The sequence below is a fragment of the Paucimonas lemoignei genome (assembly GCF_004342585.1).
Lineage (GTDB): Bacteria > Pseudomonadota > Gammaproteobacteria > Burkholderiales > Burkholderiaceae_D > Paucimonas > Paucimonas lemoignei.
Genome location: NZ_SLZQ01000009.1, coordinates 36,729 through 50,724, shown reverse-complemented (window position 1 = coordinate 50,724; position 13,996 = coordinate 36,729). Strand labels below are relative to the sequence as shown.

Genomic DNA, 13,996 nt, shown 5'->3' with positions numbered 1-13,996 from the left:
TGCGCGGCGCCGATTATCGGAGAGAGCGATGCTTGAGCAACTGAAGGCCCGTGCTCGACAACTGAAGGCCGACACCTACGTTCTCTACCTGGCTGCGCGCCATCCTTCCACGCCATGGCATGCCAAGCTGCTGGTCGCGGCAGTTGTGGCTTATGCCCTGAGTCCGATCGATCTGATTCCTGACTTTATCCCTGTGCTGGGTTACCTCGATGACCTCGTGCTTGTCCCCATCGGCATTGCGCTCGCCATCAGGCTGATTCCGGAAACTGTCCTCGCAGATTGCCGCAAGCAAGCAGCGGAAGCCATGCGCAGCGGTAAACTGCAAAGTCGGTCTGCCGCGGCGGTCATCATTGTGATCTGGGTGGTGCTGGCGACAACTTGCGCAATATGGCTGTACAAGAACCTCTCGCGTTGATAAGAGCGCTAAGGTAAGTATTTGAAGAAGGGAATATTCGGGCGCATGCCATTACTATTGAATAGTAATGGCTGATGATTCCGATACTCCCTTTCGACAGGATTACGCGTGATTAGCCTGGAGTGTTTGCAGACACGTCCGCCTCCGCACGGGCCGTCAGTGTCGCAGCAGGACGTGCGGCCTGTCTTATCGCCTGGTGGCCACGGGATACGATGCGCCCTACGCGATAGGCAGCGCGCTTGACCGCGCGGTCGATGGCGTTATACATATTTTCCTGCACTTCCCTGATCACGACTTCGGGTTTTCCCGGCATCTTCACCGATACCTGGCATTGCATATCCCGTCCTCCGCGCGGGCCGTTCAGGTCGCGCAGGCGAACCACGATATCGCCAATACGTCCACGTACCGGCCCAAACGCCGTTTGCAGTCGCTGCTCGAGATATTCGCGTAATGACGGCGTGATTGAAAACTCTGGGGAAACCATATGAACTTGCATAACATCCTCCTTGTGGAACACGCGTTCTGGAATGCGTGTCAGGACTATTGTGGGACAAGGGTATGGCAAGTTGAAGCCAGGTTTAACTGAATGGCACTTCAATAAAACCGAAGTATAAGAAGCACGCTGGAATTTAGAAGACTGTCTTTTCGGGCAGCATCTCGGCTGCACTTGGTCAGCTTACTTTCAGGCAGTATTGTTTTGGCCGCTGTGTGGCACTAACTCGTCAATTAACATGCGCGCAGCCGGCGAAAGCACGCTTCCTTTTCGCGTAACCAGCTGATACGGCTCGCTACGCGACTGCAGCGTCAATGGCAGTACCGTGGTCATGCCGAATCGGGAGCAAAATTGCGCCACATCGGTCGATAACAATGCAACGAACGTCGGATTTCTCTGCAATAACGACAGCGTTGTGAAAGCCGAGGTCGTTTCCAACAGGTAGAGCGGGAAACGCAAACCAGCCTCGTGGAATTCACGCTCCAGCAGCAACCGCATCGGCATGTTGGCAGAGTAGACGACCCAGCGGAATCCGGCCAAGTCGGATAACTGCAGTTTCTTCTCTTTCGCCAGCGGATGATTTTTATTCGCCACCACTGCCAACTGTTCATCGCGCACGTCGACGCTATCATACAGGTCCGGCCTCTGGCTGATGCTGGTGCGGCAGATCGCCAGGTCCAGCCTTCCCTCATCCAGCAGCTGAAGCAGCTGGGCACTGGTGTCTTCCACGATTTCCACCGACAGCGCCTGGCGCTTTTCCAGCAACCGCGACAAGGCATCCGTCAATAACGGTACCGCTCCCATGATCGTGCCCAGCGACAGGCGACCGCCATGGCCCTGGAGAATACCCAACATTTCTTCGCGCAGATGAGCCAGGTCGGTCTGGATCAGGCGGGCATAACGAATGACGACATGTCCGACGTCATTGGGTTCAAGGCCGCGATTCGTGCGAACGAAGAGCGTGGTGCCCAGCGCCGACTCGATTTCCTGCAGGGCTTTGCTGGCGCCGGGCTGGGTCAAAGCGACTTCTTCGGCCGCCTTGATCAGCGAGCCGTGGTCGCTCAATGCGACAAGGAGACGCAGTTGTTTAAGACGCAGGCGGGAAACAATCGAATTAAGAGAAGGCAGCATAAAACCCTTTGATATGAAGAAAAGTTATATCAGCATAATTTGTTGTCAATATGCAGGCAAGCTTTACTCCCCTACAGTTCACCGTGAATTTATCGCTGATGCATTGTGAATCAGCGCAGGCAACACATTGTTTCTATAACTTTTAGGGAAGCCATCCATGGCACTGATTAATTACATCACACAGGTTCAATTCGATTTTGGCGCCTTGAGTCTCCTCCAACAGGAATGCGAACGCATTGGTATCCGCCGCCCGATGATCGTCACCGATACTGGCATCAAGGCCGCCGGGATCGTGGACCGGGTGCTGGCGCAACTGTCCAATCCATCCAGCGTGGCGGTATTTGACCGCACACCGCCCAATCCCAACGAGGCTGCGGTGCGCGCGGCAGCCGAGATTTACCGCGAAGGCGCATTCGACGGCATCATCGCCGTCGGCGGCGGCTCGTCGATCGACCTGGCCAAAGGCGTCGCCGTGCTGGCCACCCACACCGGCCCGCTGAAGACCTATGCGGCAATCGAAGGCGGCGTTGCCCGCATCACTTCGGCCACCGCGCCGGTGATCGCGATCCCGACAACTGCCGGCACCGGCAGCGAAGTGGGCCGCGGCGCTATCCTGATTCTCGACGATGGCCGCAAGGTCGGCGTGCTGTCGCCGTATCTGGTACCGAAATCAGCAATCTGCGATCCGGAACTGACGCTCAAGCTGCCCGCCATGCTGACAGCAGCCACCGGCATGGATGCCATTGCCCATTGCATGGAAACCTTCATGGCGCCAGCCTTCAATCCACCGGCGGACGGCATTGCGCTCGACGGCCTGTGGCGCGCATGGGGCCATATCGAACGCGCCACCCGTGATCCGGAAGATCGCGAAGCCCGCTTCAACATGATGAGCGCATCGATGCAGGGCGCCATGGCGTTTCAAAAGGGCTTGGGTTGTGTGCATAGCCTCAGCCACTCCTTGGGCGGCGCCAACCCGCGCCTGCACCATGGCACCCTGAATGCGATTTTCCTGCCGGCGGTGATCGAGTTCAACCGTACCTCGGAGTCGGTGCAGAAGGAGAACAAGCTGGCGCGCATGGCGCAGGCAATGGGCCTGTCCAGCCCCGACGATATCGGCCCCGCCATCAAGGCCCTTAACAAGCGGCTCGGACTGCCGGCCGGACTGCAGGAAATGGGCGTGGAACGCGACCTCTTCCCGAAGATTATTCAAGGGGCGTTGGCCGATCACAGCCACAAGACCAATCCGCGTGTCGCCAGTGCTGAAGATTACGCAGCGATGCTCGAACAGTCGATGTAAGCGGCGGAGATTTTTTCGCGAATTTGAACGGCCTATCCCATATTAAACAAGGACTACATCCAGTGACCATTACCATCCTCGGCCACAACTATATCGACGGCCAGCGCAGCGCCAAGGGAAGCATCACGCTGCAAAGCCTTGCAGCCGCAAGCGGCGAAGCCCATCCGGCCGCATTTTATGAAGCGACCGATGCCGAAGTCGACGCTGCAGTCGCTGCTGCCGTTGCCGCCTACCCGCGCTACCGGAAAGTACCGGCAGAAAAGCGCGCGGCATTTCTGGAAGCGGTTGCAGATGAAATCGATGCCCTCGGTGACGAGTTTGTCACCGAAGTCGTCCGCGAATCCGGTTTGCCGACCGGCCGCATCGTCGGCGAACGCTCGCGTACCAGCGGCCAGATGCGCCTGTTCGCCAAGGTACTGCGACGCGGCGACTTCCATGGCGCGCGTATCGATCGGGCATTGCCCGACCGGCAGCCATTTGCGCGCCCGGATTTACGCCAGGTGAAAATGGGCATCGGGCCAGTCGCCGTATTCGGCGCCAGCAATTTCCCTTTGGCGTTTTCAGTCGCCGGCGGCGATACCGCTGCGGCGCTCGCGGCAGGTTGCCCGGTCGTGGTCAAGGCGCATACCGGCCATATGGTCACTTCCGAACAGGTTGCCGATGCCATCGAACGCGCCGTCGCCCGTTGCGGGATGCCCGCCGGCGTATTCAACATGATCTACGGCGTCAATGTCGGCGCCAGGCTGGTGAAGGCGGACGGCATCCAGGCAGTCGGCTTTACCGGCTCGCTGAAAGGCGGACGGGCATTGTGCGATATGGCGGCTGCACGTCCTCAGTCGATTCCGGTATTTGCGGAAATGTCGAGCGTCAATCCGGTCATTCTGCTGCCGCAAGCGTTGAAAAACCGTGGCGCCAAGATTGCCGGTGAACTGGCTGCATCGGTGACGATGGGTTGCGGCCAATTCTGTACCAATCCCGGCCTGGTGATTGGCGTCCGCTCGCCGGAAATGAGCGAATTTGTCGGCCAGTTGAAAAAAGCGATGGCATCGCAGACGCCGCAGACCATGCTGACCGCTGCAACGCATGCCAACTACTCAGCTGGCATCAACAGGTTGCGCCAGTTGCCTGGCATCGAAGTTCTCGTCACTGGAGACGCCACTGGTCAACAGGCAGCGCCTCACCTGTTCAAGGCAAATGCGGCGCTGCTTCTCGACCCTGCCGCACCACTGGAAGACGAAGTGTTTGGCCCGGCAACCGTGGTGGTAGAGCTGGCCGACCGCGAACAGTTACTGGCATTTGCCGCACGCATGCATGGGCAACTGACTGCGACGCTCCAAGCCGAGCGTGACGATCTGCTGGCGCACCAGGATGTGATCGAATGCCTGGAACAGAAAGTCGGGCGCTTGCTCTTCAATGGTTATCCGACCGGCGTGGAAGTATGCGATGCGATGGTGCACGGAGGACCATATCCGGCAACGTCCGATGCACGCGGCACATCGGTTGGCAGCCTGGCGATCGACCGTTTCCTGCGCCCGGTCTGCTATCAGAACTATCCGGATGAGCTATTACCGCCTGCCCTGCAGAATGCCAATCCGCTTGGTTTATTACGCCTGGTCGACGGAAGCATGACGCAGGCAGCGATCTAGCGCAGTTGAGCGTCATAGCCATTCCTGGGCACGTGTGCTCTTCGCTCGCTACAGAATGAATGGCTTCAGGTTTAGGAAGAAGGCAAGGCAATTAATTTTAACTGGAGGATGACCATGAAAATGAATAAAAAACTCACTTTACTAGCAGCAGCCGTAGCTGGTGCTTTTGGAATCAGCGCTTCCGCAAGCGCGGCCGACAATGTAATCAAGATCGGCTTTATTACCGATATGTCCGGCGTCTACGCCGACTTTGATGGGCAAGGAGGCGTCGAAGCAATCAAGCTGGCGATTGCAGACTTTGGCGGCGCCATCAACGGCAAGAAAATTGAACTGATTACCGCCGACCATTTGAATAAGGCCGACGTCGCAGCCGATCGTGCACGCGAGTGGTTCGACAAACAGGGCGTGGACTTGCTGATTGGCGGTTCCAATTCCGCAGCCAATCTGGCAATGGCCAAAATCGCCGCTGAAAAGAAAAAGGTTTTCATTTCGGCGGGATCGGGCACTACTCGCTTGACCAACGAGGAATGCAATCCCTACACGATCCAATATGCCTATGACACCACTGCGCTGGCGCGCGGCACAGGCGCCGCTCTGACCAAGCAGGGTGGAAAATCCTGGTATTTCCTGACAGTCGATTATGCGTTCGGCACATCGCTGGAAAAAGATACCGCCGATGTGGTCAAGGCCAATGGCGGCAAGGTGATGGGTAGCGTGAAGCACCCACTGTCAGCGCCTGATTTTTCATCCTTCCTGCTGCAGGCGCAAGCATCCAAGGCACAAGTGCTTGGGCTGGCCAATGCGGGCGGCGATGTCATCAATTCGATCAAGGCAGCCAATGAGTTTGGTCTCACCAAATCGATGAAGCTGGCAGGCATGATGATCTTCATTAACGATATCCATGCGCTTGGCTTGAGTGTCACGCAAGGCATGTACCTGACCGATGGCTGGTACTGGGATCTGAATGAAGACTCGCGCAAGTGGTCGGCACGCTATTTCGACAAGATGAAAAAGATGCCGTCGATGTTCCAGGCAGCCGATGCTTCGGCAACGATTCAATATCTGAATGCAGTCAAGGCGACGGGCACCACGGATGCGGATACGATCATGGCGCATTTACGCAAAACCAAGATCAATGATTTCTTCACCAAGGACGGCGTGGTGCGCCCGGACGGCCGCATGGTGCATGACATGTATTTGATGCAAGTAAAATCGCCGGCCGAGTCGACGCGTCCATGGGATTATTACAAGCTGGTGCAAACGATCCCCGGAGAGCAGGCGTACATGACCAAAGCCGAATCCAAGTGCGCACTCTGGAAGTAAACGAACGGCTCCCGCAGAAAGAAGCCGCTCAGTAATGGCCAAGCGGTATCACGCCTGAAAAAGACAAAGCCCCGGATGAATCACATTCCGGGGCTTGTCATTTCACGCCAATCCAATGGGCGAGTACACCAACCCGGCTTAGGGGTGACTAGCGAATCGCCCAACTAAAAACTCAGCGCCCTATGCTCCACCAATCCGGCTCAACCGCCGCTCTGCCGCTGAACAAATTCGGACAGCGTCCCCTCCAGCAACCTTCGCTTGGCAGAACCCGGCGGCAATTGCCCGGCCAATTCCTGAAAGCGCGCCAGATTGCCACTGTTAATAAAGGGCAGAATTTCTTCAGCAACGACCTGTCCTGCGAAATGCCCGCCGGTCTGCAAGGTCTCGATCAGGGTATTTTCCACGCGACTGCGTGAACCCTCATCGGGATAGCGCACCAATTCACGCATGGCCTGACTATAGATCTGTGCATCATGGCCTTGCTGCAAGGCGCTGAGAATAGGATCCACATTGGCCGAGTTGGCAGGCAAGGCACTGATCAGGCTGAGCGCCGCTTCCTGAATATGACCGTCCTCATTCTGCATGTAGCGGCGGGCGATGCTGCCGCCGTCGACTTCGCCCAACGCACCGGCACGGGCCAGTACCGCCAGGTTGTTGAGCTCTGTCGCCACGCGCCGGCCAAGATCGAAGTGGGAAGCGCGCGGGTCGGAATCGTCAAGGTCGCACTGTTGCGGCTGCTGCTCGCATTGCGCCAGAGCCTGCAAACGTTGCATCGCAACCTTGGCTGGCCCCTGGTTGAAAGCCGCGAGTCCCGCCGCCTGCCCGCCAGATGATGGCGCTGCTGCGGCCGCCGTGCCGGAAGCGACCGGTTGCGAGGGTCCAGTTTCTTCGCTGCCGCTACTACCGGCAGCCGAGAACGCGGCATAAAAAAGCCCGGTCACGATGAGAAAGGCGGCCGGCACCGCCCACATCCGATGTTTCATGCGATGGATTCCCATTGGCTGGCTTGCATAGGCTTACTTTTGGATCACCCAGTCTTTTTGCGTCGAATTCGGCAACAACTGGCCGGCATAGATATAACCGGTATGGCCACCGTAGCTGACGCGGTAATAGACATCGTTGCTGCCATTGCGCGTTTCCCATCCTGCGATGGTCAGCACGGTCAGGCGCGGCACGCGGGTCAGCAAATTGCCGCCCGGTGTGGCGCGCAGGTTGATGCCGCTCGGCGCCTGGATGGAAATACGGTCGCCTGTAATCGGAATCAAGTGAGAACCTGCGGGAGCAGCTATGCTTGCTGCCCAGCTCGAGTAATCAGCCTTGTCGCCTGCGTAGAAATAACCGGTTTTACCATTGTAGGTAACGCGGTAATAGCGATCCTGGCTGGATTTGCCGCGCACTTCGAAGTCCAGCACTTGCACCTTTGCGCCGGTCGACAATACGGTGACGATGCTGCCTGCAGGCGTAGCGCGGATGTAAATATCCTTGCCGGCCTTGACGTAATTGCCCACACGATTGACCGGCGGAGAATAGCTGGCGGCGCAGGCGTGGCGGTCATGATCGACGCGCTTGAGCTTGTCTACCGCATTCAGAGCAACAGATACCACAGCATTCTCGTCAAAGCTGGCGTAATTGCCCAGGCAAGCGGCATCGCGGCGTTCAGCCATGCAATGCATCGTCTTGCTGTTGTCGAGCGCGCAGGCGACACCGCCGGGCAGCACCATCAATTTGCCGACCCATTGCTGGGTAGCGCCGCCGGGCGGGCAGACTTCACCGCCTTCGATCAGGCAGCTGGCATCGATGCGGGCCGGCGCCGAATGGTTCTGCACGTAGGCGTTCCAGGCCAGGCCGTCGTACTTTTCCGCATAGCCCTGGTCATTGCGCGCCCAGGCATCCTTGGGATTGGTCCAGCGGCAAATCTTGCCGGCGCCACCGTTATAAGCCGAATAGGCAGCGCGCGAACGGCTGCGCCAGTCGGTGGCATAACGCACGCAGCTCGCAGAGGCCGCGCGCTGCCAGTTGCCATAGAATTCTTCCATCCCGTACAACATATTTTCGACGAGATTCCAGCCTTTGCCAGCCTTGACGGCGACGAAATGCCAGCGGTCATCCACTTGCATTATGCCGTGGCCATGGCCCGAGTCGCCGCGCATCATCTTCAGGCGACCGTCGGTCGCAGAACGGTAATGACTCCAGTAGCTTTCCTGATGCGCCAGCGCCAGCATGGCGCGCAGCCATGCGTTTTTCTCTTCCGCGGAAGCGGAAGGCTTGCGGGAATTGAGGTAATACAGCGCGATATCGCGCATGGCTGGATACATGTCCGACATGTAGCGCGCACGCTCGCCATTGACTTCCGACTTGTCGTTGAAGACAAGTGCTTTCATGTTAGTCGTGATGAACTTGTCGTCGCCAAAAGAGTTGGCGTCGCAGGCATAGGGCGCGCGGCCGAAAGTCCAGGAACCGCTGACACGGTTAACACATTTCCAGTAATCCGGAGTCGGGTTGGCTGCAGCATGGCTCTCGAAAGGCAGCAGCGCAGCGATAAACGCAATAGCGGCGAAGGCAAGGGTTCTCATAAGTATTTTTGTTATTAAGGTAAGGAAAGAGGACGTCGTAACCGGGATTTTCCGCTTAAGAAAATTAATGCTTTTTCTGCAACGGTTCGCCATCATAGATTTGCGTTGCAATTTTTACAATCAGGAACGCTCGCCAAAATAAAATATTTGGCAAATATGCAACAAATTAATTAACACCATCTTCCTCGACTCCGGAGTTAATGCAATGTAAAGCTTGCGAAGAGGTAGCGCTTCCCGGTCATGGCATGCTCGGAAAGCATAGATAGGGTCAGACTGGCAGAGTCGCCAGCCGACCGACTGAAGCAACGGTCAGGCATGCGAGGGTGGTAGATTAGGAGATAGCACCAGGCACCAGCGTATCGCAGTACCCGGCATAGCCGTGACAGGTGCCGGACAAACTGTTATCCGGCGCCAGAAAGGGAAGAAGAATCAGGTCTTTGGCAAAGTTACGCCATGCTGCCCCTGGTATTTGCCACCGCGATCCTTGTACGAGGTTTCGCACACTTCGTCGCTTTCGAAGAATAAGACTTGCGCGCAGCCTTCGCCGGCATAGATCTTCGCCGGTAGCGGCGTGGTATTGGAAAACTCCAGCGTCACATAACCTTCCCACTCCGGTTCGAACGGCGTGACGTTGACGATGATGCCACAACGCGCATACGTCGATTTACCCAGGCAGATGGTCAGGACATTGCGCGGAATCCGGAAGTATTCGACCGTGCGTGCCAGTGCAAAAGAATTCGGGGGAATGATGCAGACATCGCCCTTGAAATCGACGAAGGATTTTTCATCGAAATTTTTCGGATCCACGATGGTGGAATTGATGTTGGTGAAAATCTTGAATTCGTTGGCGCAGCGGATATCGTAGCCATACGACGACGTGCCATACGAAACGATTTTCTGGTCATTGGCATAGCGTACCTGGCCAGGTTCAAACGGCTCGATCATGCCGTGTTCTTCGGCCATGCGCCGGATCCATTTATCAGATTTAATTGCCATGTTGTCTCTTCGTGAAGTTGCCACTGCCCTGCGCCAGCAATGACGCAGCCGGCAGCCGGCGTAGTAGCGCGATTTTACGTGAAAACCGCATGGTTTCTTTAAAATTGGAAATTTCCAAAGGCAATCCCAGGCTAGCGTTGCATCGATTCCCAAACTTTTTGCAGCCGCTTGGGCGAAACCGGCATCGGCGTCCGCAACTCCTGGGCAAATAGCGAAACGCGCAACTCTTCGAGCAGCCAACGGAATTCCACCATCCTGGGATCGGACCGTGCGCCCTGCCCTTTCAGCGCGCGTTGCCAAGGCTGCGCGACCTGCTGCCATTCCGCCATCAAGCGGGTGTCACGCGCAGGATCGGCGCGCAGCTTTTCCAGCCGTACGCTGATGGCTTTCAGGTAGCGCGGAAAATGGCTGAGCTGCGTGTAATCGTTATCGGCGATGAATCGCTTGGTCATCAAGCCTTGCAATTGCGACTGGATATCTGCGACTGCCTGAGGATGGCCTTTGGCGCCCTGGAGCTTTTTCGGCAGCGCGTAATATTCCGCGAGGATTTGCCCCGCCAGGCGCGCGATTTCATTGACCAGCAAGCCGAGGCGGCCTTTTCCTTCATCCTTGCGCTGGTTGAATTCGGCGGCATTCTTCGGCAACGGTTGCTGCAGGCAGGCGCGTTCAAGCCCGGCCTGGATGATCTGGTCACGCAGTTCCTCCTGCGTACCCAGGCTCATGAATTGCATGCCCATCTGCTGCAAGCCCGGGACATTCTTTTCCAGGTATTTGAGCTGCTCCTTCAGTTGCAACGCCATCAGCCGCCGCAAGCCGGCATGGTGGATGCGCGCCGCCTCATCGGGATCGTCAAAGACTTCGATGTCGCAATGACTGCCCTTATCGACCAGCGCTGGAAAGCCGATCAGGGTTTGCTTGCCGCGCTGGATTTCCAGCAGTTCCGGCAATTCACCGAAAGACCAGGTGGTGAGGTTCTGCTGATCTGCCGCAGCCACCTGACTGGTTTGACCTGCACTCCCTGACTTGTTACCAGCCGACGTGGCCGGTTTCGCTTCGCTGTCTATGCCATTCCTGTCAGAGACAGCGGCACCGGTCGTACTTGCCAGCGGCGCCACGACAGCGGTTTCAGCCAGGCGCTGAAAGCTTTCTCTCGCCTGGCTGCCGAACTCGCCCTGCAGCGCCGCGAGATTGCGCCCCATGTCCAGCTGGCGGCCATGCTCGTCGACCACCTTGAAATTCATGAAGTGATGCGCCGGCAAAGTTTCCAGCTTGAAGTCGGCCTGCTTGACGGCGATGCCTGTCTGTTCGCGGACATCGGCGATCAGGGTCTCGAGCAATGGCCCCTTGCCGAAACCATGAGCCGCATCGGTGCGCTCGACGAAGCCGGCAGCATAGTCCGGCAGCGGCACGCAATGCCGACGCAGTTTTTGCGGCAGCGATTTCAGGAGCAAATGGACCTTTTCCTTCAGCATGCCGGGCACGAGCCATTCGCAACGCGCAGCAGATACCTGGTTCAGCGCATACAGAGGAACGGTGAGCGTCACGCCATCGCGCGGCGAACCCGGCTCGAAATGATAGGTCAGCGCCATGTCGACGCCGGCTACGCTCATGACCTTCGGGAAGACGTCGGTGGTGATGCCAGCCGCCTCGTGCCGCATCAGGTCGTCGCGGTTCAGGTGCAACAGCTTGGGGTTTTCCGCCGCCGCATCCTTGAGCCATTTTTCGAACGCCGCGCCGTTGCAGATTTCTTCCGGGATGAGCCTGTCGTAAAAGGCGAAGATCAGCTCTTCATCCACCAGGACATCCTGGCGGCGCGACTTGTGTTCCAGGTTTTCGATTTCGCGCACCAGGCGCTGGTTGTGCGTGAAGAATGGCGCCTTCGTGTCGTAATCGCCGCCCACCAGCGCCCCGCGAATGAAAATCTCGCGTGCTTCTTTCGGGTTGATCGCGCCGTAATTGATGCGGCGCTGGCTGTACACGACCAGGCCATACAGCGTCGCGCGCTCGTAGGCGGAAACCTGAGCGGCACGCTTTTCCCAGCGTGGATCGCCCCAGGATTTCTTCAGCAAATGCCCGCCGATGCGCTCCAGCCATTCCGGTTGGATATTGGCGATGGAACGCGCATACAGGCGATTGGTTTCGACAAGTTCGGCTGCCATCACCCACTTGCCCGCCTTTTTCGCCAGATGCGAACCGGGCCACACATGGAACTTGATGCCGCGCGCGCCCAGGTAATGCGGCTCATCCTCGGCCTTGAAACCGATATTGCCCAGCAAGCCGGTCATCAATGCCACATGCAATTGCTGATACGTGGCCGGCAGCTCGTTCAAGCGCCAGCCCTGCTCGCGCACCAAGGTCAGCAACTGGGAATGCACATCGCGCCATTCGCGCAAGCGAAGCTGCGAGAGGAAATTGGCGCGGCAATTATCGGCAAGCTGGCGGTTGGTTTTCTTGTGCTCGATGGCTTCCTCGAACCACTTCCACAGCTTCACATACGAGAGAAATTCCGATTTTTCATCGGCAAACTTCTTGTGCGCCTGGTCAGCCGCCTGCTGCGCTTCCAGAGGGCGTTCGCGCGGATCCTGCACCGACAACGCGGCGGCGATGATCAATACCTCCGACAGGCAGGCGTTGTCGCGCGCGGCCAGGATCATGCGGCCGATACGCGGATCCAGCGGCAGCTTGGCCAGTTGTTTACCGATAGCGGTCAGCTGGTTGTTGTCATCGACAGCTCCCAATTCTTGCAACAACTGGTAGCCGTCGGCAATCGCGCGGCCCAATGGCGGCTCGATGAAAGGGAAAGTCTCGACATCGGCCAGGCGCAACGATTTCATGCGCAAGATGACCGACGCCAGCGAAGAACGCAGGATTTCCGGATCGGTGAATTTGGGGCGCTGCAGGAAGTCCTGCTCTTCGTACAGGCGGATGCACACGCCGGCCGCCACGCGGCCGCAACGGCCGGCGCGCTGGTTGGCAGCAGACTGCGCCACCGGCTCGATCTGCAATTGCTCGACCTTGTTGCGGTAGCTGTAGCGTTTGACGCGCGCGGTGCCCGCATCGACGACGTAGCGAATGCCCGGCACGGTCAGCGAAGTCTCCGCCACGTTGGTCGCCAGGACGATGCGGCGGGCATTCGATGCCTTGAATACGCGCTCCTGCTCCTGTGCAGACAGGCGTGCAAACAGCGGCAGGATTTCGACATGCGGCGGATGGTGCTTGCGCAGCGTCTCGGCGACATCGCGGATCTCGCGCTCGCCCGGCAAAAACACCAAGACATCACCCGGGCCGATACGGCATAACTCGTCCACGGCATCGGCAACCGCATCCATGAGGTCGCGCTGCTCCCGCCCCTTTTGCGCAGCGGTAGGCACGGCACCCGGTTTTGCCGCCGCCGTCCGGTCAGCCGGCTCGACTGGGCGATAACGGATCTCTACCGGGTAGAGTCGACCTGACACTTCGATTACCGGCGCTGGCTTGTCGCCGCGCGCAAAATGCCTGGCGAATCGCTCGGCGTCGATGGTGGCCGACGTGATTATGATTTTCAGGTCCGGGCGCTTGGGCAGCAACTGCTTCAGGTAACCCAGCAGGAAGTCGATGTTGAGGCTGCGTTCATGCGCCTCGTCGATAATGATCGTGTCGTACTGCTTGAGCAGCGGATCGGTCTGGGTTTCGGCCAGCAGGATACCGTCGGTCATCAGCTTGACCGATGCGCCCTTCGATAGCGTATCGGTGAAACGCACCTTGAAGCCGACATGTTCGCCCAGCGGCGAACCGAGTTCCTGGGCGATGCGCTTGGCCGTGCTGGATGCGGCAATGCGGCGCGGCTGCGTGTGGCCGATCAGGCCGGCCTGGCCGCGCCCGATCTCCAGGCAAATCTTGGGCAATTGAGTGGTTTTGCCGGAACCGGTCTCGCCGGAAACAATGACGACCTGGTTCGCGCGCAAGGCAGCGGCAATCTCTTCACGGCGGCCGGAAACCGGCAATTCCTCCGGGAAGACGATCGGCGGCAAAGGATTGCGCACTGGCGCAGGAGGCGGTGTGCGGCCTGGCTTGGCCGACCTGGTCGGCGCTGCTGTGATATTTTTAGGAAGTTCAGATAAAGACATGTCTAGCGAATTATAA

10 protein-coding genes are annotated in these 13,996 nt (G+C 58.1%); 4 read left to right on the top strand and 6 right to left on the bottom strand.

What is annotated here, in order from left to right:
- The first annotated feature begins 28 nt into the window (after positions 1-28).
- Positions 29-415 carry a YkvA family protein gene (locus tag EDC30_RS13740; RefSeq protein WP_132259424.1) on the top strand — a complete coding sequence of 129 codons (387 nt, stop codon included), beginning with the start codon at positions 29-31 and terminating at the stop codon, positions 413-415.
- A 112-nt stretch (positions 416-527) separates the two neighbouring features.
- Here EDC30_RS13740 and EDC30_RS13735 read toward each other — a convergent pair whose 3' ends face one another.
- Together EDC30_RS13735 and EDC30_RS13730 are read right to left on the bottom strand one after the other, a co-directional pair.
- A complete protein-coding gene (locus EDC30_RS13735; protein WP_132259423.1) occupies positions 528-911 on the bottom strand; it encodes an HPF/RaiA family ribosome-associated protein in 384 nt (127 codons plus the stop codon).
- 186 nt (positions 912-1,097) lie between these two features.
- Complete coding sequence (locus tag EDC30_RS13730; protein WP_132259422.1) at positions 1,098-2,039, bottom strand: LysR family transcriptional regulator; 942 nt, start codon at positions 2,037-2,039, stop codon at positions 1,098-1,100.
- A 157-nt stretch (positions 2,040-2,196) separates the two neighbouring features.
- Here EDC30_RS13730 and EDC30_RS13725 point away from each other — a divergent pair, with 157 nt between their 5' ends.
- The 3 genes from EDC30_RS13725 to EDC30_RS13715 all read left to right on the top strand — a co-directional run bounded on the left by EDC30_RS13725 (position 2,197) and on the right by EDC30_RS13715 (position 6,305).
- Positions 2,197-3,336, top strand: a complete 1,140-nt coding sequence (locus tag EDC30_RS13725) for an iron-containing alcohol dehydrogenase (protein WP_132259421.1) — start codon at positions 2,197-2,199, stop codon at positions 3,334-3,336.
- 62 nt (positions 3,337-3,398) lie between these two features.
- Positions 3,399-4,982, top strand: a complete 1,584-nt coding sequence (locus tag EDC30_RS13720; RefSeq protein ID WP_132259420.1) for an aldehyde dehydrogenase (NADP(+)) — start codon at positions 3,399-3,401, stop codon at positions 4,980-4,982.
- 120 nt (positions 4,983-5,102) lie between these two features.
- Positions 5,103-6,305, top strand: a complete 1,203-nt coding sequence (locus EDC30_RS13715) for a beta-hydroxybutyrate-binding protein (RefSeq protein WP_424446920.1) — start codon at positions 5,103-5,105, stop codon at positions 6,303-6,305.
- Positions 6,306-6,505: 200 nt separating this feature from the next.
- Here the strand turns inward: EDC30_RS13715 and EDC30_RS13710 are convergent, their stop codons facing one another.
- The 4 genes from EDC30_RS13710 to hrpA form a co-directional block, all read right to left on the bottom strand.
- On the bottom strand, positions 6,506-7,288 hold the full coding sequence (locus EDC30_RS13710) for a hypothetical protein (RefSeq protein ID WP_132259418.1): 783 nt from the start codon (positions 7,286-7,288) through the stop codon (positions 6,506-6,508).
- A gap of 33 nt (positions 7,289-7,321) precedes the next feature.
- Positions 7,322-8,878 carry an SH3 domain-containing protein gene (locus tag EDC30_RS13705; protein WP_132259417.1) on the bottom strand — a complete coding sequence of 519 codons (1,557 nt, stop codon included), beginning with the start codon at positions 8,876-8,878 and terminating at the stop codon, positions 7,322-7,324.
- Positions 8,879-9,307: 429 nt separating this feature from the next.
- Entirely contained in the window at positions 9,308-9,874 is a 567-nt protein-coding gene (gene dcd / locus EDC30_RS13700) for a dCTP deaminase (protein ID WP_132259416.1), read from the bottom strand.
- 131 nt (positions 9,875-10,005) lie between these two features.
- Positions 10,006-13,980, bottom strand: coding sequence for an ATP-dependent RNA helicase HrpA (hrpA, locus tag EDC30_RS13695; RefSeq protein ID WP_132259415.1), 3,975 nt, complete (start codon positions 13,978-13,980; stop codon positions 10,006-10,008).
- Positions 13,981-13,996: the final 16 nt, after the last annotated feature.

Coding starts and splice junctions, on each gene's coding strand:
- EDC30_RS13740 (WP_132259424.1), top strand. CDS start 29: ATGCTTGAGCAACTGAAGGCCCGTGCTCGACAACTGAAGGCCGACACC.
- EDC30_RS13735 (WP_132259423.1), bottom strand. CDS start 911: ATGCAAGTTCATATGGTTTCCCCAGAGTTTTCAATCACGCCGTCATTA.
- EDC30_RS13730 (WP_132259422.1), bottom strand. CDS start 2,039: ATGCTGCCTTCTCTTAATTCGATTGTTTCCCGCCTGCGTCTTAAACAA.
- EDC30_RS13725 (WP_132259421.1), top strand. CDS start 2,197: ATGGCACTGATTAATTACATCACACAGGTTCAATTCGATTTTGGCGCC.
- EDC30_RS13715 (WP_424446920.1), top strand. CDS start 5,103: ATGAATAAAAAACTCACTTTACTAGCAGCAGCCGTAGCTGGTGCTTTT.
- EDC30_RS13710 (WP_132259418.1), bottom strand. CDS start 7,288: ATGAAACATCGGATGTGGGCGGTGCCGGCCGCCTTTCTCATCGTGACC.
- EDC30_RS13705 (WP_132259417.1), bottom strand. CDS start 8,878: ATGAGAACCCTTGCCTTCGCCGCTATTGCGTTTATCGCTGCGCTGCTG.
- dcd (WP_132259416.1), bottom strand. CDS start 9,874: ATGGCAATTAAATCTGATAAATGGATCCGGCGCATGGCCGAAGAACAC.
- hrpA (WP_132259415.1), bottom strand. CDS start 13,980: ATGTCTTTATCTGAACTTCCTAAAAATATCACAGCAGCGCCGACCAGG.